This is a genomic window from Luteolibacter sp. (assembly GCF_039920825.1).
Lineage (GTDB): Bacteria > Verrucomicrobiota > Verrucomicrobiia > Verrucomicrobiales > Akkermansiaceae > Luteolibacter.
In genome coordinates, this window is the sequence record NZ_JBDSCX010000090.1 from 71,399 (window position 1) to 95,352 (window position 23,954).

Annotated in this window: 24 protein-coding genes and 1 pseudogene; 17 read left to right on the top strand and 8 right to left on the bottom strand. The window is 56.3% G+C overall.

Going from position 1 to position 23,954, the window contains the following annotated elements; all coding sequences use genetic code 11:
* Positions 1-22 precede the first annotated feature (22 nt).
* On the bottom strand, positions 23-193 hold the full coding sequence (locus ABIQ96_RS26555; protein WP_348217694.1) for a hypothetical protein: 171 nt from the start codon (positions 191-193) through the stop codon (positions 23-25).
* A 693-nt stretch (positions 194-886) separates the two neighbouring features.
* Here ABIQ96_RS26555 and ABIQ96_RS26560 point away from each other — a divergent pair.
* Positions 887-1,546: a histidine kinase dimerization/phospho-acceptor domain-containing protein gene (locus ABIQ96_RS26560; protein ID WP_348217695.1), complete on the top strand. Its 660-nt coding sequence runs from the start codon at positions 887-889 to the stop codon at positions 1,544-1,546.
* A 41-nt stretch (positions 1,547-1,587) separates the two neighbouring features.
* Here the strand turns inward: ABIQ96_RS26560 and ABIQ96_RS26565 are convergent, their stop codons facing one another.
* Positions 1,588-2,340, bottom strand: coding sequence for an SDR family NAD(P)-dependent oxidoreductase (locus ABIQ96_RS26565; protein ID WP_348217696.1), 753 nt, complete (start codon positions 2,338-2,340; stop codon positions 1,588-1,590).
* A 475-nt stretch (positions 2,341-2,815) separates the two neighbouring features.
* Here ABIQ96_RS26565 and ABIQ96_RS26570 point away from each other — a divergent pair, with 475 nt between their 5' ends.
* From ABIQ96_RS26570 to ABIQ96_RS26585, 4 genes are all read left to right on the top strand, one after another.
* Positions 2,816-3,319 (top strand): ferritin-like domain-containing protein, encoded by a 504-nt coding sequence (locus tag ABIQ96_RS26570; RefSeq protein ID WP_348217697.1) that lies wholly within the window; start codon positions 2,816-2,818, stop codon positions 3,317-3,319.
* A gap of 66 nt (positions 3,320-3,385) precedes the next feature.
* The gene (locus ABIQ96_RS26575; RefSeq protein ID WP_348217698.1) at positions 3,386-3,898 is read left to right on the top strand and encodes a DUF892 family protein; all 513 of its coding nucleotides are present in this window, start codon (positions 3,386-3,388) and stop codon (positions 3,896-3,898) included.
* 34 nt (positions 3,899-3,932) lie between these two features.
* A complete protein-coding gene (locus tag ABIQ96_RS26580) occupies positions 3,933-4,865 on the top strand; it encodes an FAD-dependent oxidoreductase (RefSeq protein WP_348217699.1) in 933 nt (310 codons plus the stop codon).
* Between the two features lie 12 nt (positions 4,866-4,877).
* Positions 4,878-5,951, top strand: coding sequence for a pyridoxamine 5'-phosphate oxidase family protein (locus tag ABIQ96_RS26585; protein WP_348217700.1), 1,074 nt, complete (start codon positions 4,878-4,880; stop codon positions 5,949-5,951).
* Between the two features lie 141 nt (positions 5,952-6,092).
* On the opposite strand, the gene ABIQ96_RS26590 is transcribed toward ABIQ96_RS26585, so the two are convergent.
* The gene (locus ABIQ96_RS26590; RefSeq protein ID WP_348217701.1) at positions 6,093-6,503 is read right to left on the bottom strand and encodes a low affinity iron permease family protein; all 411 of its coding nucleotides are present in this window, start codon (positions 6,501-6,503) and stop codon (positions 6,093-6,095) included.
* Between the two features lie 648 nt (positions 6,504-7,151).
* Between ABIQ96_RS26590 and ABIQ96_RS26595 the strand changes: the two genes are divergently transcribed.
* Both ABIQ96_RS26595 and ABIQ96_RS26600 read left to right on the top strand, forming a co-directional pair.
* Complete coding sequence (locus ABIQ96_RS26595) at positions 7,152-7,904, top strand: PRC-barrel domain-containing protein (RefSeq protein ID WP_348217702.1); 753 nt, start codon at positions 7,152-7,154, stop codon at positions 7,902-7,904.
* A gap of 35 nt (positions 7,905-7,939) precedes the next feature.
* Positions 7,940-8,470 (top strand): hypothetical protein, encoded by a 531-nt coding sequence (locus ABIQ96_RS26600; protein ID WP_348217703.1) that lies wholly within the window; start codon positions 7,940-7,942, stop codon positions 8,468-8,470.
* A 1,412-nt stretch (positions 8,471-9,882) separates the two neighbouring features.
* Here ABIQ96_RS26600 and ABIQ96_RS26605 read toward each other — a convergent pair.
* The 3 genes from ABIQ96_RS26605 to ABIQ96_RS26615 all read right to left on the bottom strand — a co-directional run bounded on the left by ABIQ96_RS26605 (position 9,883) and on the right by ABIQ96_RS26615 (position 12,084).
* Positions 9,883-10,482 (bottom strand): hypothetical protein, encoded by a 600-nt coding sequence (locus ABIQ96_RS26605; RefSeq protein WP_348217704.1) that lies wholly within the window; start codon positions 10,480-10,482, stop codon positions 9,883-9,885.
* Positions 10,483-10,963: 481 nt separating this feature from the next.
* Complete coding sequence (locus ABIQ96_RS26610) at positions 10,964-11,122, bottom strand: hypothetical protein (RefSeq protein ID WP_348217705.1); 159 nt, start codon at positions 11,120-11,122, stop codon at positions 10,964-10,966.
* 329 nt (positions 11,123-11,451) lie between these two features.
* On the bottom strand, positions 11,452-12,084 hold the full coding sequence (locus tag ABIQ96_RS26615; protein WP_348217706.1) for a hypothetical protein: 633 nt from the start codon (positions 12,082-12,084) through the stop codon (positions 11,452-11,454).
* Between the two features lie 470 nt (positions 12,085-12,554).
* Between ABIQ96_RS26615 and ABIQ96_RS26620 the strand changes: the two genes are divergently transcribed.
* The 5 genes and pseudogenes from ABIQ96_RS26620 (at position 12,555) to ABIQ96_RS26640 (ending at position 17,550) form a co-directional block, all read left to right on the top strand.
* Positions 12,555-12,689 (top strand): hypothetical protein, encoded by a 135-nt coding sequence (locus tag ABIQ96_RS26620; protein WP_348217707.1) that lies wholly within the window; start codon positions 12,555-12,557, stop codon positions 12,687-12,689.
* 460 nt (positions 12,690-13,149) lie between these two features.
* Positions 13,150-13,515: pseudogene (locus ABIQ96_RS26625) on the top strand (N-6 DNA methylase); the annotation flags it as partial.
* Between the two features lie 74 nt (positions 13,516-13,589).
* Positions 13,590-15,068, top strand: coding sequence for an AAA family ATPase (locus ABIQ96_RS26630; RefSeq protein ID WP_348217708.1), 1,479 nt, complete (start codon positions 13,590-13,592; stop codon positions 15,066-15,068).
* On the top strand, positions 15,065-15,751 hold the full coding sequence (locus tag ABIQ96_RS26635; protein ID WP_348217709.1) for an HNH endonuclease: 687 nt from the start codon (positions 15,065-15,067) through the stop codon (positions 15,749-15,751). Before ABIQ96_RS26630 ends, ABIQ96_RS26635 begins: the two co-directional genes overlap by 4 nt.
* Positions 15,752-15,786: 35 nt before the next feature.
* Positions 15,787-17,550 (top strand): ATP-binding protein, encoded by a 1,764-nt coding sequence (locus ABIQ96_RS26640; RefSeq protein WP_348217710.1) that lies wholly within the window; start codon positions 15,787-15,789, stop codon positions 17,548-17,550.
* 54 nt (positions 17,551-17,604) lie between these two features.
* Here ABIQ96_RS26640 and ABIQ96_RS26645 read toward each other — a convergent pair whose 3' ends face one another.
* Positions 17,605-18,258, bottom strand: coding sequence for a hypothetical protein (locus ABIQ96_RS26645; RefSeq protein ID WP_348217711.1), 654 nt, complete (start codon positions 18,256-18,258; stop codon positions 17,605-17,607).
* Positions 18,259-18,318: 60 nt separating this feature from the next.
* Between ABIQ96_RS26645 and ABIQ96_RS26650 the strand changes: the two genes are divergently transcribed.
* From ABIQ96_RS26650 to ABIQ96_RS26670, 5 genes are all read left to right on the top strand, one after another.
* Entirely contained in the window at positions 18,319-18,399 is an 81-nt protein-coding gene (locus ABIQ96_RS26650; RefSeq protein ID WP_348217733.1) for a hypothetical protein, read from the top strand.
* 190 nt (positions 18,400-18,589) lie between these two features.
* On the top strand, positions 18,590-18,778 hold the full coding sequence (locus ABIQ96_RS26655) for a type I restriction enzyme endonuclease domain-containing protein (RefSeq protein ID WP_348217734.1): 189 nt from the start codon (positions 18,590-18,592) through the stop codon (positions 18,776-18,778).
* A gap of 235 nt (positions 18,779-19,013) precedes the next feature.
* Positions 19,014-19,898 (top strand): hypothetical protein, encoded by an 885-nt coding sequence (locus ABIQ96_RS26660; protein WP_348217712.1) that lies wholly within the window; start codon positions 19,014-19,016, stop codon positions 19,896-19,898.
* A 99-nt stretch (positions 19,899-19,997) separates the two neighbouring features.
* Positions 19,998-20,792, top strand: a complete 795-nt coding sequence (locus tag ABIQ96_RS26665) for an NYN domain-containing protein (RefSeq protein WP_348217713.1) — start codon at positions 19,998-20,000, stop codon at positions 20,790-20,792.
* 131 nt (positions 20,793-20,923) lie between these two features.
* A complete protein-coding gene (locus ABIQ96_RS26670) occupies positions 20,924-22,813 on the top strand; it encodes an NPCBM/NEW2 domain-containing protein (RefSeq protein WP_348217714.1) in 1,890 nt (629 codons plus the stop codon).
* A gap of 618 nt (positions 22,814-23,431) precedes the next feature.
* Here the strand turns inward: ABIQ96_RS26670 and ABIQ96_RS26675 are convergent.
* The gene (locus tag ABIQ96_RS26675; RefSeq protein WP_348217715.1) at positions 23,432-23,824 is read right to left on the bottom strand and encodes a response regulator; all 393 of its coding nucleotides are present in this window, start codon (positions 23,822-23,824) and stop codon (positions 23,432-23,434) included.
* Positions 23,825-23,954: the final 130 nt, after the last annotated feature.

Consider the following 23,954-nt stretch of genomic DNA (forward strand, 5'->3'; position numbering starts at 1 on the left):
CGGTGCCTGAATGCCTGTCGTCCTATTGTGAGGTGCTTGAAAGGTTCCGGAACCACGAGCGCGAAAGCTCAAGATCGGCGGGCGTTGCGACGTGTTCGTTGAGCCCCGCCGCCTTGGACCGCTCCCGGTCGTCGTCAGTGCGCATCGCCCGGCGGTAATTTTCCTCGATGGGACTTCCAACGGCGTGCGGCATGGATTAATCCCTCCACTCTGCCGAGCGGCAGCATCATCACAAGAAATTTGTCGAGTCTCCAGCCACGATGAAAATTTCATGGATGGCAGAATTTCACTTGAATGACGGCAGTTCTGTTGGAGCATGATTTCTCTTGGGCAATTCTGAAAACAACAATGACGGACCATTCCCTTGGCAACAGGTGGTCGCAAGGTCGGTGCATGATATGCGAACTCCGCTTTCATGCATCCGCACGACCGCGGAAGTATTGCGCATGATCTCAGGCGGGTCGGAAAAGCATGGGAAGCTGCTCGGTATTCTGGACAAACAGGTGGACGAACTTTCTTCCCAAATGGAGACTCTTTTGAAAAATCCCGAGGCTTTCCTGAATCGGCCTCAAGTAGATTCGCATGACCCATGAATCGTGCATCCTGTTTTTTTACATTCGTCTTGCGTGAATTCGAAATTTTAATGACCTGCGGGATGATGGCCCGAAGTCGGGCTGAGGAGACGTCCATGTCATGGACAGCATTTTGCAATTTTCGGCAAAATCATAACTCCCAAAGAGACTACCGCGCCCTTATATTGGGCAATGTCTTAGAGGGTGATAAGAATATTCCCGAATTGCCCGGCAGTATGGATTCACATCTTCGCATTTAGGGGATTTTGACCTTGTATAGAGCCGCTCTGCCTTTTTGATCCGAGGCGATCTGCATGCTCGAATCTCTCAAGTCATTCCTCGATACCTCTGACTTCCCGGCACGTTGGAACTGCGGTCATTGGACCCCGGTGCACGGATGGTTCCATATCTGTGCCGACATCGCGATCGGCATGGCGTATCTGGCGATTCCCTTCGCGTTGGCGAGGTTCTGGTGGCTCAAGCGGGCCGAGCTGGAATTCCCGAAAATCCTCTGGTTGTTCGCCGCGTTCATTTTCAGTTGCGGCAGCACTCACTTCATCGAGGCTTTTATTTTTTACCACCCCATCTACCGGATTTCAGGCCTGATGAAAGTGATCACCGCGCTGGTTTCCTGGGCCACGGTCATTGGAATCTGCCGGATCGCGCCGAAGGCACTTGAGCTGCCCGGGCTGCGCCGGGCGAACAATCAGCTCAAGGAACAAATGGACGTCATCGAACAATCCAGCGAGGCGCTCAAGAAAAGCAACCGCGACTTGGCCGGATTCACCCGGACCGTTATCGATGATTTGAGGAACCCCATCACGGGAGTTCTGTTCTTAACGGAGATGGCGCAGGAATCAGCGTCTGCGGGAAACACCGAGGAACTGTCCGTTCAGCTTGACGCCGTTGTAAGCAGACTCCGGGAAATGGACCGCTTCGTAACCGAACTGCATGACCGGTCATCGGGAAATTAGAAGTCGTTTCGACAACTGTCAGATTCGGCTTCCCGATGGGGTCACGGGCGTGGGGGGACGAAAGTTTCCCCTTTTACAGGGGCTCCGTTTCTACGATCCGGCGAATGGTTTTTGGGAAACACGATCAGTTCCCCTTTCATCAGGCGGTCGTAAGCGGCTTTAGCGAGTTGCTGCGGTGCCATGATGTTTCTTCGAATGCGATGGGTCGTTTTGGCTTTCGGAAAAAGGTCAGAATCGGTAGCGTCAGGACACAACACGGTCACAGTAACTCCGGTTCCTTGCAGCTCCATGGACAGCGCCTCGCTCCAGGAAACCACGAATGCGCGCGTAGCACGGTAAATCGCCGGAGACGGGGCGGGCTCGCATTCTGTGATGAACGCGGTGTTGAGGATCCGGCCTTTGCCCCGGCTTATCATCGGCTCAAGGAAAATCCGAGTGAGACGAAGGATGGCACTGAGATTCAAGTCCACCATCGACTCGTCGTGAGCGGAGCTGCTTTCCTTGAATTTGCCATGGAAGCCATGACTTGTGTTGGTGGAAATAATGTCCACCTGCACTCCGGCTTCATTGAGAGTTTCGAAAACCTCCATGGCGGATTCCGGCAGCTCCAGATCCTTGACGATGAGACGTGAGCGGGTGCCGTAGGCATCTCTCACCTCTGCCGCGACCACTTCGAGGTCTTTCATCACCGGCCCCGCCAGAACCAGATCGTGTCCGTTTTTTGCGAATTCGCGGGCTAGGAAAAGGCCGATTCCGCGAGTGCAGCCTGTGATGAGTGCTGTTTCAAATTTCATGATCCGACTTGGTGAGTCCCAACTTATCCTTGCATTTCGGATGCCTTGTTGAATTCCCCGGCACTTCCATTTGAGTATCAATGGATTTCTCCTTGCCGGAGGCCGGGGAGGGGAGTTGGCGTGGAGGGAATTTGCATCTTCCCAGTGCGTTTTTCCCGTGCGAATCGCCGCGGCGCTTGTCCGCCTGCGCCACGGACTGGCCGGTTGCCGGGCCGCGGGGAAAGCACCGTCATTCGGCGTGTCCCGCCCGGGCACCATGAGTATCGGCTAGGACGGCCCGGCGCCGAAAATCCATGGCAAATCGCACGCGCGATTTTGCAAGTTGCATTCTCCCGGACACTCTCCGGCGGAGGAGATCGTCGGAAAAGATTGATATATCAACCCCTCAGAACGGCGGCGTTTCTGGCATTTATCCTGCGAAAAGTGGCGGGGCGAATTTCGTCGCCTCAACCAACAATTCAAAACCAACAAAGCGATGTCCAAACTCAATTCGTTAGAAGATCTCCTCGCCGAGGAGATCAAGGATCTCTACAGTGCCGAGACCCAGCTCGTCAAAGCGCTCCCTAAAATGGCCAAGGCCGCTTCGGATGCGAATCTTGCAGCAGCCTTCACCGGCCACCTTGAGGAAACCAAGGGCCACGTCGGGCGGCTCGAAGAAGTCGCCGATCTCCTCGGCATCACTCCAGGCGGGAAAACCTGCAAGGCCATGAAGGGCCTTGTCGAGGAAGGTGCCGAAACCATCGCGGAAAAAGGCGACCCTTCGCTCAAGGATCTCGCCCTCATCACCGCCGCTCAGAAGGTCGAGCACTACGAAATTTCAGGCTATGGCTCTGCCAAGGCATTGGCGGCACGCCTCGGTCTCAAGGACGTGGTGAAGCTTCTCCAGACCACGGAGAACGAGGAGGGGGCCGCCGATAAGAAGCTGACCTCCATCGCGGAAAGCCTCTACTCCGCCGTGCTGGAGACTTCGCAATCTTAAGAAAATCCCCCCAAAACCAACCCGCTCCGTCATGGCAACCCATGGCGGGGCGGCTTTTCAATTTCCATGAATGCCGCTCTATCCCCCAGCCCCCTGTTTGACCACCTCCGTGACATTTACCTCATGGAGAAACAACTTGCGGAATTCCTTCCCGGGTTTTCAAAAATCGCCGCCGACGGCGAACTGCGTGAGCTGATATCCCGCCATGCGGACCGCACGGTGGAGCACAAGGCGCGGCTGCTGGCCGTGTTCGCCAACCACCGGGTCCGGATCGGTGGCGACGCCGGCGAAGCACTCCGCGGGCTGATCTCCGGTGCCAGTATGGAACTCGCAAATATGAAGGATCCCGCCACCCGGGACTTGCTGTTAGCCGGGCACTGCAAGCGCATCGGAGACAAAGGAATCAATACTTACATTGCCGCCGCCTGCATGGCCAAGACCATGGGCTATCAGGCCGAGTGGGATCTGCTGGTTTCTTTCTACTCCGAGCAGGAAAAAACCATCATCCGCCTCGATGGCATCGGCGCGCGCTTGCTCAACGGCCAGATCCGCCGTGGCCGCTACTTTTCCATGCTTTGACTAAATTCTTCCCTGAACCAACTCCCTTGAATCCATGAACAATTACAAAATCCACGATGTCGTGATCGCGGGCGGTGGCGCGGCCGGACTGAGCGCGGCACTCCTTCTCGGTCGCTGCCTGCGGGACACGGTGCTCTGCGACGCCGGCCGATCTGATATCGAGTCCTTTCCCTCCACCGGTGGATTTCTCGGCCATGACGGATGCCATCCCTCCGAACTCCTCAGGATGGGCCGGGAACAAGTTGCCAAGTTCGATACGGTCACCCAAGTGGCTGCCCGCATCGGCGACGTGCAGCGGACGATCGCCGGATTCACCGTCATCTGTATGGATGGACGTAAGCTGGAGACAAGAACCCTGCTGGTCACCCCGGGTCAGGTTCCGGTCCTGCCGGAGATCACAGGCGCGCGGGATTTCCACGGCAGCAGCCTGCATCAGTTCCCTTGCGGAGATGGTTGGGATCACCAGCACCAACAGCTCGGCGTCCTCGGCGGCAGTGACGGCGATGTGGAGCTGGCCCTGAAGCTCCTCATATGGAGCAGCCGCGTCACCTTGTTTTCCAATGGAGAGGAGGTCTCCATGAAATCGCGGCAGCTTCTCGCCCAAAACCGCATTATGATAGAGACCCGCCCGCTCGTGGAATTGCTGGGCGCGCCACCGCAGCTGGAGACGGTTCGTTTGGAAGACGGCACCTGCATGCCCTGTCAGGCATTGTTCTATTCATCTTCCGAAATGTATCACTCCCGCTTGGCCGCCAAGCTCGGCTGCGACGCCAGACACCTCGGTTCTGGAAACCGATGGCTGCCGGATGGCGGGTCGGGGATCCAAGGATTGTTCGTCGCCGGGAATCCATTCAAGGCACCCGACATGGCGATCATCGCCGCGGCGAACGGGGTCAAGGCCGCCGAAGAAGTCGACCGCTGGCTGTCCGAGTCTGCGCGCTCCTATCTCGGCGTGAAATCCGCCTAACATCAATTTGCCATGGACGGAGATCTTCAGCGTTATCTCAACTATCATCTGGCCGGTTCCGTTGGAGCCATCCAGCTCATCCAGCATTTGGTCGACACCATGGATGAATCCGAGGCGTGTGATTATTTTGTCCAGCTCAAGACCAAAGTCGAAAATGACCAGGCTCTTCTCGGGAAATTGTTGGCATCCGCCGGCATGGACACCAGCACCCCGATCCATGTTGCTGGTGAAGTCACCGGCCGCATCGGTCTTCTCAAACTCACTTGGGACGGGTTCGAGCCCGGTAGCCTCGGCCTGTTCGAAGGCCTTGAAATGCTCGCACTCGGCATCCAGGGCAAGCGCCTGCTCTGGCTAGCGCTGAAGGAAATCTCCCGCTGGTTTCCGGAATGGAGCGATGTGAATTTCTCCGAACTCGAACGGGAAGCCATCAGCCAACGGGACGGAGTGGAACGGTGGCGCATCGAAGCCGCCCGCGACACCTTGCCCAGTGGCGAGCGCAGGCTCGCAGCCCAGCAGGCCATCGGTTCAACCCCTAACCAACCCACCCGCATGAACTCGATCAATCAAAACCAACCGGAAGATAACCTGAAAAACCTCAGTCAGGGAGACGCCATCACCAAGATCAGGGAGTTGGTGGAAAAAGCGGGCATCTGTTTTTTCTGCACCACCGTTCCCACTGGCGAATCAGGCGGGGCCAGACCGATGAGCGTGCTTCAGACCGATGCGCAGGGCCACTTGTGGTTCCTCAGCGCGGCGGACAGCCACAAGAACGAGGAGCTCGCGATCAGCCCGGAAGTGAAACTTTATTTCCAAGGTTCCGCCCATTCCGATTTCCTACAACTCGACGGCACCGCCACCGTTTCCGCCGACAAAGCGAAGATTAAGGAACTATGGAATCCGCTTCTGAAAACCTGGTTCACGGAAGGAATCGATGATCCCCGCATCACCGTGATCAAGGTGGTGCCGCTCAGGGGATACTACTGGGACACCAAGCATGGAAACGCCGTCGCCGGCATCAAGATCGCCATCGGTGCCATGATCGGTAAGACGCTCGACGATTCGGTCGAAGGCAAATTGTCCGTCTAGAAAATTCCCGCAATTTTCTATATATAAATCCCTTGCGCGCTGCAGAAGTGAAGCGACAATAAGACACCTGTCCGTTTTGGCTCTCAGGGCTCTCTAAACCCATTCCCGGGAGCACAGCTGAAACGGCAGGCACTATTGGTGTTAGGGCTCTGGCAGCTCGGCTGTTTGCCGCGCGGATCGCTTGCGGTGTTCCTCCGCCAGCTTGACGAACTCGGCCCGCACCCGATCAAGCTCCTCTTCCGGCAGATCCTCCAGATCCATCAACGCATTGTTGGCGGTTTTCTGCACTCGGATCAATTCATCCAGTTTGATTTGCAGCGCTTCCGAGTCACGGTTCTGCGAATTCTGAATCAGAAACACCATGAGGAAAGTGACAATGGTGGTGCCGGTATTGATGACCAGTTGCCAAGTGTCGCTGTAGCCAAACAGCGGCCCGGTGAAGGCCCAGACGACGATCGTCGTAAAAGCGAGCGCGAACGTCGCCGGCTTGCCGGCATAGGAGGAGGTCTTCTTGGCGAATTTCGCGAACCACGAGTTCTTTGAATTTTTCATGAGCTAGCAGGATTGATCGGGTAAAAGGAGAAGGGACCAGGGGCCGCTCATCCCCCGGGGCATTGCAAAATGAGTGCGACTCCAGTGAGGATGGGCGGTAAGTCCCAGCTCATTTCAATGACAGCCGCGGAGCAAAAAGAAGATCAGCAGCAAGGGCACCGGCACTCCGATCAACCAAAGCAGGATCCATCCCGCTTTTCCGGGGAGATGACCTGACAGTTTTTCGACGGCGGACGGACGAGGATTTGTTTTCATAGTGACCGATTCTTCGCAGGAGATGTGCCATTTCCCCTCGGCGGGTCTTTTTGCAATCCCCCCATCGCCATGAATTCGGCCGGATATACGGCAAGCTGCATTGCTGCGATTGGTTTCTCGATTCTATCAGTAGGGAATATCCCTAGCTTCTTCCGGGGCATCATCCCGGGTTCTCTGGAACTCCCTGTTGATACGTCGGATGCGTCGGATGGTTTTTTGCAAGAAAGTCTCCGCTCGGAATTGCAGGATGCATTTCGGGAGTATGCCAGTTAGATGTTCGCGAGCGGGCGAAGCCTTGAAATCACGGGGATTCCGCCGAGTTGGCACATCAGGCATGCATCTTGCGATAGAGCTTGGAGTCGCGGATCGCGATCCAACCAAGACCTACAAGTTATGAAAACAACACTCAGCAAAAATTTAATGATCATGCTCTTTCCGCTGCTGGCCCCGCTGGCAATCGGAGAGCCCGTGGCCGAACCCAAGGAAGTGATGCCCTCGAAGGCCACGGAAGGCACGTCCGCTTCCTGGCGCGCTTCCGAAATCATCGGGACCAATGTGAAGGCCGCCAACGACGATACCATTGGTGAGATTCAGGATCTGATCGTGGATTTCAAATCGAGTGAAATTCTCGGCGTGGTCATCTCCACCGGTGGCTTCCTCGGAATGGCGGATACGTTGAGTTCCGTTCCCACATCCGCCCTCCGCTATGACGTCCCCACCAAGGCCTTCAAGACCAAGCTCACCAAGGAGCAGTTGGCCAAAGCCCCGCAATACAAGAAAGACACCTGGGACGCGAACAAACAGGGGGTGTCGGATAAACTCCGCACCTACCGCGACTCCATGGCCGTCGATACCACCGCGCCCGACAACGCGGCCCGCAACGAGAACGACAAGGGATTGACCCCCGTCGATCAGGGAACCAGCGAGGCCGACATCAAGCTCACCAAGGATATCCGTGCCGATCTGATGGATACGCAACTCTCCTTCAATGCCAAGAACGCCAAGATCATCACTCGTGATGGCAAGGTGACCCTGCGCGGCGTGGTGGATAACCACGGAGAAAAGCAAGCTGTCGTCGATCTCGCCTCGAAGCATGCGGACCCCTCCATGGTGAGCGACCAACTCGAAGTCAAAGCCGCCAAATAAATCGAATCTCCCATCAAAACCAAACTAACAAAATTATGAGCCACAAATCCGTATACGCAGTCGCCGTCTCTGAAGGACAAGCGAACCAAATCGTCGATAGCCTGACCCGCGCGGGCTTTTCCTCGAACGACATCTCGGTGCTGTTCCCTGACAAGGGGACCACTCACGAATTCTCCCACGAGAAAAACACCAAGGCACCGGAAGGTGCTGTCACCGGCGCTGCCACCGGCAGCGTGTTAGGCGGCACGCTCGGCCTCTTGGCCGGGATCGGCGCATTGGCCATCCCTGGTGTGGGACCCTTGATTGCAGCCGGGCCACTTCTCGCAGCCCTCAGCGGTGCCGCCGCAGGTGGTGCCGTTGGCGGTATCACAGGAGCGCTCATCGGCATGGGCATCCCCGAGCTTGAAGCGAAGCGTTATGAAAATCGCATCGCGGAAGGAAACATCCTCATCTCCGTCCACGCCGTGGATGGCGACCAGGTGGACCGCGCGAAGGAGATCCTCAAGAACGCCGGTGCGGAGGATATTTCCGTGACTTCCCTCGGCGAGGTGAAAGCCCATCACTGATAATTGCTGCTGTTCTCCCCCCTCAACCCCGTGCAGCCCCGCCGTTCCGGCGGGGCTGCATTTTTTTTAGTTGGATCCATCAACAATCCACAATCGGAATTCAACAATCATCAATCCACGCTCTGCCAGAATCGCGGTCAAGATGTCTCGCGCAGAGACGCGGAGGCGCAGAGGGAAGAGGATATTGCTTTCAACGCGTTTTTTCTATCATCTTAAAAAACCTCTGCGCCTCCGCGTCCCTGCGCGAGAACAGATATTTCTATCCGAGGACGAATGGCACGTAGTTAAGCGTCCTTTGCTGCGATCCCTGCCCCAAGGAGTGGCGGACTCCGATCCGCCAGAACCCATGCGGAGTCAATGTATCGAGAGAATCGCTTTCATGATCCTCTTATGGACAGGCGATTCGGAGATCGCCGCTCCTTGTTTCTACTGCCGTTCCTGTCGGAATACAGAGGCGGCATACTCCTGCTCCATCAATGAAATCGGCCTTAACTACGTGCCATTCATGCTAGGACAATAGGCTCTATCCGGGAAAGAGTTCTCGCGCAGAGCCGCTGAGAAGCGGAGTAAAGAGTTCACTGCTTTTTAATGGGCATGGCTCTGATTCTAAAAAACCTCTGCGCCTCCGCGTCCCTGCGCGAGAATCGATATTTCTATCCGAGGGGGGATGGCACGTAGTTAAGCGTCCTTTGCTGCGATCCCTGCCTCAAGGAGTGGCGGACTCCGATCCGCCAGAGCCCATGCGGAGTCAAATGTATCGAGAGAATCGCTTTTCATGATCCTCTTATGGGCAGGCGATTCGGAGATTGCCGCTCCTTGTTTGTACTGCCATTCCTGCCGGAATACAGAGGCGACACACTAGTGCTCCATCAACGAAATCGGCCTTTACTACGTGCCATTCATCCCAGGACAATAGGCTCTATCCGGAAAAGAGTTCTCGCGCAGAGCCGCTGAGACGCAGAGTAAAGAGTGCACTGCTTTTCAATGGGAATGGCTCTGATTCTAAAAAACCTCTGCGCCTCCGCGTCCCTGCGCGAGAACAGATATTTCTATCCGAGGAAAATAGGGGGTGGGGACGTCTCGTCCCCACGCACGGACGAGACATCCACGCCCCTTATCCGCGGTCCACGCGGAAAAAAGTGGCAGGAGTGTCATCCGCCGCACCGGGATCGGAATTTTCAGGCAGCCTCTGGGACGCAGAGTGAAGAGCTTACTGATTTTTTTGATAGGCATGACTCCGATCTTAAAGCCCTGCGCCTCCGCGCGAGAACACATCCATTGATGATTGTGGCTTGGTGATTGTTGATTTCTTCCAAGACTCACCCCATAACGAAAATGGACCCCGGCGGATACTTTCCACCGGAGCCCATGTTGTTTGTTCTATCCGGCATTCACGCCGGATGGTTGATGTCTTAGCGTTTGGCGATGACCTTCAGCGTGCCGCTGAAATCCTCACCCCGCGCGTCCCCGGAGAAGGTGATCACCACTTTCAGCTTCCTGTCTTCCACCGTGGCGGACACGTTGGCGACAAGCTCGCCGGAGAAGTTCGCGCCGTGGAAGTCGCCGTCGAAGGAGACTACGATCGGATTGGCGGTTTCTCCGCTGTAGGTGTTGCCGGTTTTGGTCAGAACCAGCGAGTTCGGGCCGTGGACACTTGCATCGACGCTGAAGTCCAGTTCGTCGCCAAGAGTTTCAACAATGCTGATGGTGGCGTTTTTCTTCAGCTTCAGCGTATTGTTCTCAATGGTGATTTTGCCGTTGACCACACCTGCGAGTCTTTTCACGACGGACTCGGGAAGGTCGATGGTATGGTCACCGAAGTGAACGGAGCCGGAGGCCCGGGTGAATTCATAGGTGCCATTGGCTCCTGCGAATGCCTGGGGAACGGCGGCGAATGATACCAGCGAAACACAGGACGTCGCCAGCAGCACGCGGCCGAAGCCTGCGAGTCTGGAGGTGCCTGGAGTTCCACTGGATGAGACGGATGGGTAAGCGATTGCGTTGGTTTTCATAACAATCCCAAATAGAGCGCGGAATTGCGTTTAGGATAGCGGTTTTTTGATCTAACATTAGAAGAAATTGTCACGATTGCATCTTGCCATGAAATCGTGCAGACATCCCTAACGGTATTGCGGATTGCAGTCCCGAAAGTTCGATATGGAGCAGGTGATCCTGCTATCCCGATTTCCAAAAAGAGGGTCTCGCGCAGAGCCGCCGAGGCGCGGGGGGATGTGAAAACTCTTTAAATCAACCATCCAAAATCAACAATCGGCAATCATCAATGGACTCCCAACTCCGCGTCCCTGCGCGGGACAATCTTTAAAACGCGAGGTCATGTGGCGTCGGTCCATGACCGTCGCTAACCGAAAAACAATTGCCGGATAATCGCCTCCTCCCGATCAAACTTTCTGTTGCCGCATACCGCACCCGATACACGAAAAACCCGCAGAGACTGGGGAGTCCCTGCGGATTTTTCAACACCTTTGGCTTTGCTCACTGGTGGTCGCGTCCCAGAGAATGATCGGGGCTTTGCTGTTTGGAGGGATTGCCGTTTCTACGCATGTCCGACTGGGTGCCGTCCGTGCAACTGGCGGTTAGCATGGCAAGGAATGCGGCGAGGGCGAGCAGGGCGGAAGTTTGGGTTGTTTTCATAGGAGTGGTTGGTTTGCTAGGATCGGACGGAATTGTCCGGAAACGTAGTCCAGCAGGCGACGTGCCCAACGCAGTTGCAGGCTCCGCCGGTCTAACGGCGGCAACGTGTCGTGCATTCCCGCCGCTATTATGCGTTTTGCATTGACGGTCCGGGGAGCAAAAGGGGACAGCGCCGCGGCCGCCCTGCTAGCGGGATTCCAGGCGTGACCCACTTTACTCACACCTTACCAAGCCATCCCAAGCCTTTCCCAAGCCTTTCCCAAGCCTTTCCCGCCGCCAAAAAAAATGCGCGGCGGGGGAGATCCGCCGCGCTTTGTTAGTGCCGCCGTTCACATGCAGCGGCCGCTCACCGCGTTGCTCCAGCCGGACTCGCCGGTCGAGCCGCCGACGGCGAGGATGCGCAGTGCGTAGAGCATTCCGGACACCAGTCCCTCCACCGAAATGTCGCGGGCGCGGGTGTGGAATCCGCCGTCCCGCCACGCGCCCACCGTGCCTTCCGCATCGACCGGCGCGTATTCCGCCTTGTAGCAGCGCGCGCCCTTGATCGCCGGGGTCTTCAGCACGATGCGGCCCGTCATGCTGTTGTCCACCACGAACGAATCGGGGGTCGGCAGGGGGGTGGACGAGGTCCGGTCGCTGATCACCTCGAAGCCCGCGGCCAGCACGTTGGCCACCAGTCCGCCGCAGTTCATCTGCACGTAAAGGGCGATCAGATAGAGCATTTCCTCCAGTTCCGCCTGCAGGTCGCGCTTGCGCGCCGTGGCCAGCGGGCCGCCCTGTTTCTGGGCCACCTTCGCCTCCAACCAGGCCGCCAGCTTCGCATCCAGATTCACCTTCGTCACCGGCGGATCCGGATAGAGAGCGAGTGGATAGAGGTGGGTGCTCACCGCTCCGGCGGTCACTTCCAGGTTGTCGTCGTTCTTCTTGAAGGTCATCAGGACCTTCGGCAGTTTGTTGTTCATCGTATTGTTTTTTCCTTTTTTAGTGTGTGTCTATCAAACGGTCCGGTCAATCCGTCGCGGGCTGCCGGACATGACATTCGCCTAGCAGGATCGGACGGCATCCGGCAATCATTTTCCGGCAGTGCTTTTGACTGATAGATCCATCACTCGATTGTCCTTGCGTCACGCCGCCGGCCGGAAAACGAACTAACCGCTAGGAAAAGCGCTTGGTGTGGCCGATGCCGCGGAGGGGCTCCGCCGCCCTTGTGGCCGGTTTTTCACCCCGTCACGCGATCGCGTGGGGTGGGCTGAAAACCCGCGTTTCCGCCATCTGGAGAAAACGAGGCGGGGAGTTTCCCGCGCCGCCCGCGTCTCCATTCCGGCAGGGGAGGCAGGGGGGGCGCCGCTTTTTCGGGCCAGGCGGAGCTCTGAATCAGCGAGACTTTGACCTGAATCAAACAGGATTTGCCTCTGAACAGAGAGACTTTGACGTGAATCAAACAGGATTTGCCTTTGAACAGCGGGATTTTGACCTGAAACAAGCAGGATTTGCCTCCGAGCAGAGAGACTTTGACCTGAATCAAGCAGGATTTGCCTCTCAACAGCGAGGCTTTGACCCGAATTAAGCAGGATTTGCCTTTGAACAGCGGGACTTTGTCCCTCTTGCACACTCAAATGGAAAATTATCCGACCGCCGCACAAATCCGTTCCAAGACGAATGACTCCGCTGCTCCCCGCAATTCGGAATCGTCTTAATTTTCTCATTTCAGGCTCTCAGATTTTCAGTTTCTACCCTTCAGCGCCCTCGTCCGGCTCTTCCGCTAGGGGGCCGGGACGTCTCGTCCCGGCATCTTCCTCGGTCTTCCGGGTTCCCGCATTTTCTCCTTCCCGCCAACCCCTTGATTGTTAGTCTGGCGATGCAAAATGCCCCCGTCCGATTCCCAGACTTTCCTCCGCGAGCTCCCGTCTGCGTATGTAGTCCCGCCTTCAGGCGGTCTTCACTTCGCACCGGAAGACCGCCTGAAGGCGGGACCACAAACGAAGCTGCCGACGCCGGAGCGCCGGTCTGCGACCGGCTCTTACAAGCTCATCGACGACGCGCTGGAGGCCATTGAGAAGGAAAATGGAGAACTCAAGGGCGTGCTCGACCGCCGCTACACCCAGCTCCAGATCGATCCCGCGAACCGAGCGGAGCGAGTTAGACTGCCCGCTAGGGCAGCCCGCAGGGGACGCGCGGCGGCTCGGATCAATCTCAGCAGCCTCATCGACCTCATCGCCAGCATCCCGTTCCACCACCTCGCGCCGAATGGCTCGATGGCCCTGCTGCTGGCCAATGGCTCCATGAGTTCGAATTCCAGCGGCGAGGGCGACATCCGCCGCGCCTTGATCGAGGCGGATCTCGTCGAGTGCATGGTCGCCCTGCCCGGCCAACTCTTAACTAACACTCAGATCTCCGCCGATGTCACCGACAGGACCGCCCTGCTCTCCTTATCCGCGGCAGCCTAATCTCACATTTCTAGCTCACAATGCACCTATCTAACCTCACCTTGACCAATGTTCGCCAGTTTGGGCAGCGAACTTTTGAGTTTCAACCTGGCTTCAATCTGCTTGTCGGCGAGAACGGCGCCGGAAAGACGACCATTCTTCGTGGCTTGGTCTCAGCGCTGGGGGGCGGTCAACAAACGAACCAACGTCCAAAACTTGGGGACGACGACATACGGCTTGATTCGAGGCACGCAGAGGTAAAGGCAGAGATTCAGTTGTCTAGCGAAAGAAACATAGTCTTTCATTATCGTAAATCGCTTTGGGAGCGTGCTCAAACTTCACGTGTTCGAAACGACCGCCCTCTGGTCTTAATCTATGCATCGAACGAAGCAACATGCTCGGCGATGAGGGTAAAGCGAGTAAAGAAAATCCGTGGTTCCGAAGATATGGAGCTGCGTCGTGGTGAGGAATATCTTTATCGCGCTGAGAGGGAGTCCGAACAAAGGCGGGAGGCGTCGAGCGACATTCATTTCGGGAATAGTTATTCAGTGAGGGATTTTGTCGGTAAGATTCTTTCAACCTTTACCCCAAACTTCCGCGATTTTTATTGGCGCTTCGAGCCCTACGATTGCTCCTTGGTAATGCCTCAAGACAAACAAAGTGATCCAATTATGGATGCAGAATTGGAAGAATTGGCCCGTTCTGCCGCCATGCGCTACTTCCAAGAGGATTGGCAAAGGGGGCGCATACAACCGTATTATTGGCCGGACCAAGCAAAAGTAACTCTCAATCCAGATGCCCCTGAGCGCAGCCGTGATGGAAGTTACCTGCCGGATCCCCGAGAGATCTGGAAGCGTATGGGGATTCCGGACGACGCTGAGAGGAGATTGCGATTTAGCTCTTTGGAAGTAAAGCTAACGCCTCGTATCATGATCCGGCGGGAAATTGGACATCTCGGCTTGAGTCAGCTGTCCGATGGAGAGCAGAGGCTGTTTTCGCTTTTCGTCGACATCGCGAGACAACTTTTGCTGCAAAGTCCTCACAACGGAATCGGCGCGGGGGAAGCCATCGTGCTAATCGATGAAATTGATGTTCACCTTCATCCAAAGTGGCAGCGCAAGATTGTGCCAGCCTTGGAGGATCTTTTCCGAAACTGCCAGTTTGTGGCCACGACCCATTCGCCGTTTGTAATCCAAGCGACCAATCGCAAGAATGTAATTTCTATCGATCCAACAGTATCAATCGCTAGCCTTGAGGATGGGAACAGTATCGAAGACATCGTTGAGGGTATTCAAGGCGTGCCGATACCGCAACGTAGCCTCAGAGCCGAGACACTAAATGAAGCTGCGAAGGAATACTTCACGCTTCTGAAACGCAAGGCCTCGGGAGTTCATCCGGTGGCGGGAGATGCACTGAACACCGCCGAGTTGAATTACCGGGAAGCGAGCGAACCATTTACCTCGGACCCTGCTGTCCATGCGTTACTCAAGGTGCAGTTGCTGGAGGCACAAAGATCATGAGACCGGTAACCCGAATTACTGCACCACATACCTATGCAAAGTATCAGGAAGCCATAGGAGATTTGGAAGACTGCTTTGGCTGCTATTGCAGCTATTGCGAGCGTCGTTTCCCAGCGCTTTTAGCTGTGGAGCATGTATCTCCAAAGAGCTTGGATTCCGCACGCGAAACCGATTGGACGAACTTTCTGCTTGGCTGTGTAAATTGTAATTCAACGAAAGGCGACAAGCCGACAAACGACCAAGATTTCCTTTGGCCGGACAAGGACAACACCTTGCTGGCTATCGAATACAAGGTGGGTGGACTAGTAGGGGCATCATCGACAACCGGGTCTCAAATTGAACCCAAGATGCTCGCTTTGATTGAGCTTGTTGGGCTGGATCGGCATCCTGGGCAACCAGCAGACAAACAGCCCACGGATCGCGATAAGCGCTACTTGGAGCGAGAAGAGAAGTGGAAGCTTGCCCAACTCAAACGGGAGGCTCTAAGTCGAAACGACAACGACGACTTTCGGGAAGTGCTAGTCGATCTTGCGAAGGAATCTGGTTTTTTTGGAATCTGGATGGCTGCTTTTCACGACGATTCGGACATGCGCCGCCGGTTGGTCGAAGCTTTCGTTGGAACCGCAAGGGATTGCTTTGAGGCTGACTGGTCGCTAAAAACAAGAATCGGTGGTCACGTTTAGAATGCCTTAACAAGGAAACTAGCTTCAGAATCGATATGTCCTCCGCCCGCTTCTCCGTCGACCCTCGTCTTTCCGCTCTCCTCGGCGAAAGCTACACCTCCAGTGAACGAGCCCTTCGCGAACTGGTCGACAATGCTTGGGATGCTGAAGCGTTAAGGGTGAAAATCACTCTCCCTGACATCCTATCCGACGATCCGGTTGTCATCGAGGACGATGGCCACGGAATGAAAAATCAGGAGGTTCGTCAGGAATATCTCAAGATTGCCAGTCCGCGGTTTACTCGCAAAGGAGAGCGGACGCCGAATCTGGATCGCCGGGTGAAGGGCCGTCGGGGGATCGGCAAATTCTCCGGACTTACCGTCGGTGACGAGATGGAAATCGTGACCCGCGCTCACGGAGTTCAGACGACTTTGTTGATTTCCAAAGAATCACTTCTGGAGGCGGGCAAGGACATTGAGGAGGTGGAACTGCCGATTCAGGAAGAACCGTGCGATTCAGCTCTTCACGGAACCACAATCACCATTCGCAAACTGAATCCGCGCTTGAACTTTCCCCAGGCTGACAAGCTCCGCGAACAGGTCGCCTACGATTACGGACGTGAGACCGGATTTCAGGTGCAAATCAATGGTGAGCAGGTCTTCAGGCACGATGTCCAGGGAGTTACTTTCACCAAGGAATACGAAATGCCGGACGGCACCAAAGCCGAGGCAACATGGACCGTCACCGAAAAACCGCTGCCGGGACGCAAGGCCGGGCTCATTCTGCGTTCGGGCGAGAAATCCGTCGGCAAACCCCATCACTGGGGATTGGAACACGACGAACAATTGAGCAACCGTCTCCGTAATCGGGTGGTTGGCGAGGTGAAAGTCGGCTCCGAAACCATTGAACTTACTGCTTCTGGCGGCGACGTCATCGAAAGCGACAAAGGACTGCAACAATTGACGGAGGCCATTCAGGAAGACGTGAAGGCCAGTCTCACCGAGATCCACGGAAAAGAAGTCGGTTTGGCCAAGGGGCGTTGGACCCAATTGATGAAGCGGAGATTGGAAGCCGTCCCGGAAATGCGCCGTGCCATCGCCGAGGAGAAGTTGGAACGCCTGATTTCCCGCAGCTATCAGGAGGGCGAGAAGGAAGAGCGGATCACTGTCCTAATCAATCTCGTCCTCGATGCTCTCGAAATGGACGAATACTGGACCGTTTGCCGAGAGATCGAGGAAGCAGAGAAGGCCGATGTTTTCATATTCGCGCAAGCCCTCGACAAGTTCGGCATCAGCGACCTAGCGTTCATCGCCCACCAAGCTGAACGCCGCCGTGCCTTCCTCGATGGTCTCGACGACTTGGCTAATGACTTCAATACTACTGAGGCCCAGATGCACACGGCTCTTCAGCACAATCTCTGGATTTTCGGCAACGAATACAGTCTCATGTCCAGCAACCGTCAGTTGCAGTCTATCATTCGCGACTTTACCGCCAAAGCCTATCGAGAGAAAGACGCTGCCGATCGGCCGGATCTCCTCCTTACAGCTAATGTCGAGAACCGACATCTGCTGATCGAGTTCAAGCGCCCCTCGATTCCAGTTGGACGCGATGCAGAGCATCAAGCCGTAACCTACGCCGACACCCTGACAGGACAGCTCGGATTGGAACTCGACATCCTTGTAGTCGGCGGGAGCGTGGATCCGAAACTTCAATCGGCTTATTCCGGAAAAAAGACCCGCTTTGTTTCTTATCGCGCCGTGATCGCAAACGCGCGAACCCAGTTGGAATGGCTCATCAAGCAGTTAAATGAGAAACCGTAATTTTTTGCCCAAGCGGGCGTCGGTGCAGGGGGCGTCGTGAGAAGATTAGGAACCTTATTTCGACAGCCACTCCAAGATTCCAGTTTCTCCAGGAAAGGCGGCTTTCTCATTATTTCTCCAATGAATGCTCACTCGCAAAGGCACTTTGACATACTGAGCGAGACGAAGAGCGTAGGTCCAAGCATGCTTCGCATCCACACCCTGAACGGAGATATCAATCTCAGGGATATAACTATAGCCGCTGTCTCCGTCATGGTTGCCCCTGCGAATCTGCGAATGAGTAGCGGCGCGGAGTGCCTCAAAACTCCCGGCTTTTGCAAATGCCTCAACGTGGGCCAGTCTGACGAGTTCGTTCCACTTGCGGAAGTGTCTAGCTCCGAAGCTTCCTTCCACGCGGGTATGAAGGAGATCTGGAGGATTCAGAGGATCGAAACGATTGGTGCTTGAGGGGGCTATGCCGTTCGTTGGTTCTGTTTTTGTCGGTGGGGCCGGCAATGTAGCTTCAAAATGATCTGCCCAGCGTTCAATCACCGATAGAGGGGTGTCGACCAAGGGGATTGCGTGCTTTTGAAGACGTTGGAAGAGGCTGTCGGGAATCTCAAGTGTTGTCATACGGGTTTTGTATCGTGTTTTCTGTATTGTGGCAATGTATTTGTGTATTCGTGTATTTATGGTGCCGGTGCCGGGAGCTTCGTTCATCGGATTCATCGGAACGCGAATTGAAAAGCGGATGCGAGCACGCGGGCGGTTTTCGGTGGCTATGTCTCCATTTACGACATCGAAGACGCGAAGAACGACAAGGCGACGGTGCCGATCTATTACGAGAGGGGGTCGAGAGTTGATAGTTGATGGGAAGAGAAGAGGAGGACATTTCCGCGAAGGAATCGGCCAAGAGCAAGTGGGCGGAGCTGGCGAAGCTGGGGAGTAGGGACCTTATTGTCCCTTCTTGAAGACCTTGGCTTCGCTGAAGAAACGACAGTAAGGTCGTTGCTCCTTAGCAGAGGGGAAGCGCGATTCATGGGCGGTACGATGACCACGCATTCGCTCTGCGGCGAGACGCCGCAGCCACTTTTGGCAATTCCGTGACAGCGTGCGGGCAAGGATGCGGATTTTGATCTGGCAGCTTTTGAGGAAATACAAGTATCCGCCGGAAGGGTATGAAGACGCGATCGCGCTGGTGCTGAAGCAGGCGGAAGAACTGGCGGATGTGTGGACGTCTTCGCATTGAGACTGGGACAGGATGTCCCAGTCACGGGTATGAGGAGGCGATTGCGCTGGTGTTGAAGCAGGCGGATGCGGGGACGGAGGAGGGGGAAGAAGTTGATGGTCGGGAGTGGATGGTTGATGGGAAGCGGTCGCGGGCTGCGAACGTGTTTTCCTCCTCCGGTGCGAACTCCGGAGTGATTTCAATGATTGCTTGAGTGGATGCGGTTTTTTGTGAAACATTTCGATTAGAGAGACTCATGATTGCAGCAACCACCATCGGCGACGGGATCGCCATCATCGTGTTCGCAACGTTCTTGCTTTTCCTCGGGCTGGGTGTCCTCGGGTTGCTGAAGTTCCTGTTTCGGTTGATCTCCGGGAAACGGCGTCCGGTGGAAGCTCAGAGCGTCTGCGTGTGCTTCGAACAGAAGGAAGGATGGGACAAGAAAGACGAGACCGGAGTGCAGCCGAACGTAATAGAAATGCAGAAGTTTGCCCGCTATCTGGAATCCAGGATCCGCAGCGGGGGGCTTGGTGAGTTCGACGGAGGAGAATTCCAGGATGACGGGGTGCGGTTGTATTTCTTCGGACCGGATGCGAAACTCATCTGGCAGAGAATCCAAGGAGATGTGCGGGACTATGCTCCGACAAAGCCGCTGGAGTTGAGGTTCAACTACGGAAAGAAGGCGGGCGGAAAAGAAGTGTTGAACATCGCGGAGGACGGTCCACAACCATCGAGGGTACTGCCTGAATTCAAAACGGAGGAACTGCTCCCCAACATATCGCCCGCGTGGAAGATGGCGTGGCTTATCGGGATAGGATTTACGGCAGTGGGTTTGGTAGGCCTTTTCCTATGCTGGCTGATACGAATTATTTCAGGGATGTCGGAGAGGGAGTTCATGAGTTCGGGATTCGGCTCGTTCGTGGCGTTCACTCTATCCGGAATGTTCATCGGCGGAATGGTTCTCGCATTGATTTGCTCCAGCCATTCCCAACGAACGGCCAGGCGCCCCGATCCGGGGCCGCTCGGACGAGGCATTCAGGGACCACCGCTTCCCGGGTGGATTTCCAACAAGTTTATTCTCGTGATCGTGGCGGCGGTGATCACGGGAGTGATGGTCATGCTGTTTGGGGGATTGCAGTGATTGCCGCCGCAGCCAGAGGCTGAACCCGCCGATCCTGGAATTCGAATGGCGGTTGTCTTGAGCGGAGTGATCGGATAGACTGCGGCCTTTCCTGAATTCATGACACACCTATCCACCCACAGTATCGCCCTGCTGATCGACGCGGACAACGCACCGGCGGCGAAGATCGACTTCATCATCTCGGAACTGGCGAGTCACGGAGTGGTCAACATCCGCCGGGCCTACGGGAACTGGACCAAGCCGACTCTGGCGGGCTGGCAGAAGGTTCTCCATGAGAACTCGATCCAACCGATGCAGTCATTCGATCTGGTGAAAGGGAAAAATGCCACGGACATGGCTCTGTTGATCGATGCCATGGACATCCTCTACACGAAGAATGTGACGACCTTCTGCCTGGTTTCCTCCGATTGCGATTTCACGCCGCTGATCCAACGGCTGAGGGCGGATGGCAAGCAGGTGTTCGGCTTCGGCGGGCAGAAAACGCCGAAACCGTTCATCGCGAGTTGTAGCCGGTTTCTCTATCTGGAGGAGAGTATGAAGACCCCCGCGCCTGAAAAATCGGGGAAAGCCATTGCCCGAGAAACAAAGAAGCCGGCTGATCCGATTGGTACTTCCAATTTAAAGGGCAACACGAAACTGATGAACACGCTGCGAAGCGCGGTGCAGGCATCCGCAGATGATGAAGGCTGGGCGAAACTCGGACCCGTGGGTTCCCGGATCACGAACGAAGGTCCTTTTGATCACCGGACGTTTGGTTTCGATAAACTGGTGGATCTGTTCGCCGCGATCGATCTCTTCGAAGTGAAGAGGGAGAATCACGACACCCACACGATTGTCTCGGTGCGTCTGGTCAAGATGGCGGGCAAAAAGATTGCGGGGAAGAAGGGGGAGTGAACTGGCGGATGCGTGGACGTCGTTGCATTAAGACTGGGACAGGATGTCCCAGCCACGGGTAGACGCGATGCTACAAGAGGGAGAGTTGCCATTGAAATGAAGGAGGTTGTCTTCGCGTAGGTCGTGAAACGATGAGTTCCTACCGATCCCTTGCGCTTGGCGCGCTGACGCTTCTTGGTGTTTCCACAGTTCATGGCGAAATCAATGCCGGGGCGGCGAAGCCGAAACCCGGTGCCAACGTGTGGCAGGCCGAACCCGCCGAACGGGCCCGGGCGGCGGAGGCGTTCGGGCTTTTGACCAAGTTGTATGCGGCGAAAGGAGTGAAGAACACCCGCAAGCTCTACGTCGTCTATTTCACGCCGGCCGATCGTGAGCCATACCCGGACTACCGGCTGCGGATGGATCATGTGGTGCGGGATGTGAGCCATTATTACGCCCGGGAAATGGTGGCGAACGGACTGCCGCCACTGACCTTCGGCTATGAAACGGATGCGGATGGCATCCTGAAAATGCACATGGCGAAGGGTGACAGGCCATTGTCCGGCTACGACAAAGAGGGCAATGCCGGGAAGGAATCCAAGGCCGCCGCAGACAAGGTGCTGCGTGAGGCCGGCATCGATCCTGACAACAACCACGTGCTCATCATTTGCCAGATGCCCGACGGCATTTCGCCTTACTACGGCGGCGGCTCGCAGAAATCCGGGGTCTGTTGGATTTGTGACCTTCCCGGGCTCGATCCCGCGAATCTCGCCTCGAAGCTGTCGAAGGAGGACACTTTCAAACTCGCGAAGAATGCCGAAGAGCTGGCGATTTTCCGCGATCGCGCGCTGGGCGATCACACGACCGTCTATATGGGCGGCACCGCGCACGAACTGGGTCATTGTTTCTATCTGCCGCACACCGGTGATTCTCCGGAGCAGCAGGCGAAGTGGGGCAAGTCGCTGATGGGATCGGGAAATTATGCCTACGGCCAGGAATTCCGTGGCGCGGGCAAAGGGACGTTTCTGAATCCGACCGATGCGCTGCGGCTCATTTCGCAGCCGCTTTTCTCCGGCTATGACTATCGGGTGACTGATAGTGGCTCGGCGGTCTTCGCCGATCTGGTGGCCACGCCGGAAGGCAACGGGTTCCGGGTATCCGGGCGGATCGCATCCGCCAACGTGCCGGTTTACGCGACGCTGGTGACGTTCAATTTCGCGAAAGCCGGAGGCGATTACCCGTCGAATGCCGTCTCATCGCTGGTGGATCTGAAGACGGGTGGTTTTTCCGCCATGATCTCGCGCGATTACAACGGCCCGATCGACGTGATGCTCACCGCGCTGCACGTGAACGGCGAGCGGACGATCCTGCACACGGCGACGACTTCGCAGGGACGCAACACGGATACGACCCGGCTGAATCTCGAATGGGCGTTTGCTCCGGTGGAAAGTCTCGCGCGCGGCGGTAAAAACGCGGAGGCGCTGGCCGCGACCAAAAAGATCGCCGCCACGCACGCCGGCTCCGAGGAATTCGCCGCCCGTGCTGCCGCATGGGCGCGCCTTTTCTCCACTCCAACCCAGCCGGGTGCCGCGCCGTCCGCACGCAAGGCGGGAGAGTCCTCCGTTTCACTGGCCGATTGCGCCGCCGTCTCGGAAAAATCCGGCTACGGGCCGCTGCCGCCATCGCGCGACCGGATCCCGGGCGACGGTTCGCCGCTGCCGCGCATCGGTGACAACGTTCCCGCTCGGTCGCTCTTCACGCACGCCCCGGGCTCCTATGTCTTCGATCTCGGCGGCGCGTGGAAAAAACTAACGGGCACCTACGGCGTGCAACACGGAGCTTCGGGGAAAATCGCGCTAACCATTCTCGGGGACGGCAAGGAGCTTTTCCAAGGCCCGACGATTTCTAACGAAAACAAGGAGACGCAAGGGGATTACTCCGTCGATGTCACGGGGGTGAAGAATCTGGAATTCAAGGTCACCGCTCCGGAAGGAATGGGCAGCGCGTGGGGGGTTATCGGAGATCCTACATTGAGTCGGTGAAGCGGGTGGAGTGGAATCGGTCGGTGAGACGCGCTGGGAACATCGAACATCGAACGTCGAAGGGAAGAGGGAGACGTGCCGAGTGAGAAGAATTCGGAGAGAGCGACAGCGAACTTTCAAACAGGCGAAGCCACATACTGGAATGGCCACAGGCAAAGCAGAGATGAGGAGGGGTGAATGTAGCGGCGTCTATGACCCAATGCCATTAAGGACTGGATAGAATTTCGGCTTCATTCCATATCCCGGTAGGGATTTCGGAGGGTAGCCCGGGGTCGAGAAGCGAAAGCGACGACCACCCCGGGTGCCGGTTACCCATGAATTCGCACCCTGAAAGGCGTGCCAGAAACGTCGGAGGCACCACGGATCGTCACACCTTCTGCGACCCGCTGCCGGGGTCGAATCCTTCTACCTACAAGGACCCCCGGGTTTTCGTCGCTGACGCTCCTCGACCCGGGGCTAAAATCTGCGATCCCCTTTTGGGATCAAGAAAGGATGGTCTCCTAACGAATCCTTAAAGGCATTGGTCTATGACCGCCGCTGGTTTGGATAGAAAAAGGAGCCTCCGGGGCGAGAATGTGAAGTGCGACGGTCGCAGACGCGCCCCTACAGGGCCGGAAGTTACTTCGCCTGTCCGATGAGGCGATGATGCGCTGCGACGGCCTGCTCCAGGGTTTCGCGAACATGATCGATCTTCCACGGCTTTTCGACGGAGTAGTCGGTCACGCCTGACTCTGCCGCCTCGGCGGCGAGGTCGGAATCGGCATACGCGGTGGAGAGAACTTTGATGATATCCGGCCTGAGGTGCCGGACGCGTTCCAGCATCTCGATCCCGGTCATGTTCGGCATGATTTGGTCGGTGACGATCACCCCGATTTGCCGCCCTTCCTCCCCGAGCACCACGTCGAGTCCCTCCGCGCCATCGCCAGCAACGACGACCTCCCACGATCTCCCAAAGATCATGGAAAAATATTTCCGCGACTTTTCTTCATCGTCTACAAATAGGATCCGCATGATTTTGGGAACGAATTTGTCTGGGGTTGAAGAAGCTGGCGAGGGAATTCGACGAAAAGCGCGCAACCGCACGACGAGTTGGCGGATCGCCGGATGGAAGGATGAAATGGACGGGAAGAGAAGAGTTTAA

Excerpts from the sequence above, each read along its gene's own strand:
- ABIQ96_RS26555 (WP_348217694.1), bottom strand. The coding sequence starts at position 193 with ATGCCGCACGCCGTTGGAAGTCCCATCGAGGAAAATTACCGCCGGGCG.
- ABIQ96_RS26560 (WP_348217695.1), top strand. The coding sequence starts at position 887 with ATGCTCGAATCTCTCAAGTCATTCCTCGATACCTCTGACTTCCCGGCA.
- ABIQ96_RS26565 (WP_348217696.1), bottom strand. The coding sequence starts at position 2,340 with ATGAAATTTGAAACAGCACTCATCACAGGCTGCACTCGCGGAATCGGC.
- ABIQ96_RS26570 (WP_348217697.1), top strand. The coding sequence starts at position 2,816 with ATGTCCAAACTCAATTCGTTAGAAGATCTCCTCGCCGAGGAGATCAAG.
- ABIQ96_RS26575 (WP_348217698.1), top strand. The coding sequence starts at position 3,386 with ATGAATGCCGCTCTATCCCCCAGCCCCCTGTTTGACCACCTCCGTGAC.
- ABIQ96_RS26580 (WP_348217699.1), top strand. The coding sequence starts at position 3,933 with ATGAACAATTACAAAATCCACGATGTCGTGATCGCGGGCGGTGGCGCG.
- ABIQ96_RS26585 (WP_348217700.1), top strand. The coding sequence starts at position 4,878 with ATGGACGGAGATCTTCAGCGTTATCTCAACTATCATCTGGCCGGTTCC.
- ABIQ96_RS26590 (WP_348217701.1), bottom strand. The coding sequence starts at position 6,503 with ATGAAAAATTCAAAGAACTCGTGGTTCGCGAAATTCGCCAAGAAGACC.
- ABIQ96_RS26595 (WP_348217702.1), top strand. The coding sequence starts at position 7,152 with ATGAAAACAACACTCAGCAAAAATTTAATGATCATGCTCTTTCCGCTG.
- ABIQ96_RS26600 (WP_348217703.1), top strand. The coding sequence starts at position 7,940 with ATGAGCCACAAATCCGTATACGCAGTCGCCGTCTCTGAAGGACAAGCG.
- ABIQ96_RS26605 (WP_348217704.1), bottom strand. The coding sequence starts at position 10,482 with ATGAAAACCAACGCAATCGCTTACCCATCCGTCTCATCCAGTGGAACT.
- ABIQ96_RS26610 (WP_348217705.1), bottom strand. The coding sequence starts at position 11,122 with ATGAAAACAACCCAAACTTCCGCCCTGCTCGCCCTCGCCGCATTCCTT.
- ABIQ96_RS26615 (WP_348217706.1), bottom strand. The coding sequence starts at position 12,084 with ATGAACAACAAACTGCCGAAGGTCCTGATGACCTTCAAGAAGAACGAC.
- ABIQ96_RS26630 (WP_348217708.1), top strand. The coding sequence starts at position 13,590 with ATGCACCTATCTAACCTCACCTTGACCAATGTTCGCCAGTTTGGGCAG.
- ABIQ96_RS26635 (WP_348217709.1), top strand. The coding sequence starts at position 15,065 with ATGAGACCGGTAACCCGAATTACTGCACCACATACCTATGCAAAGTAT.
- ABIQ96_RS26640 (WP_348217710.1), top strand. The coding sequence starts at position 15,787 with ATGTCCTCCGCCCGCTTCTCCGTCGACCCTCGTCTTTCCGCTCTCCTC.
- ABIQ96_RS26645 (WP_348217711.1), bottom strand. The coding sequence starts at position 18,258 with ATGAATCCGATGAACGAAGCTCCCGGCACCGGCACCATAAATACACGA.
- ABIQ96_RS26660 (WP_348217712.1), top strand. The coding sequence starts at position 19,014 with ATGATTGCAGCAACCACCATCGGCGACGGGATCGCCATCATCGTGTTC.
- ABIQ96_RS26665 (WP_348217713.1), top strand. The coding sequence starts at position 19,998 with ATGACACACCTATCCACCCACAGTATCGCCCTGCTGATCGACGCGGAC.
- ABIQ96_RS26670 (WP_348217714.1), top strand. The coding sequence starts at position 20,924 with ATGAGTTCCTACCGATCCCTTGCGCTTGGCGCGCTGACGCTTCTTGGT.
- ABIQ96_RS26675 (WP_348217715.1), bottom strand. The coding sequence starts at position 23,824 with ATGCGGATCCTATTTGTAGACGATGAAGAAAAGTCGCGGAAATATTTT.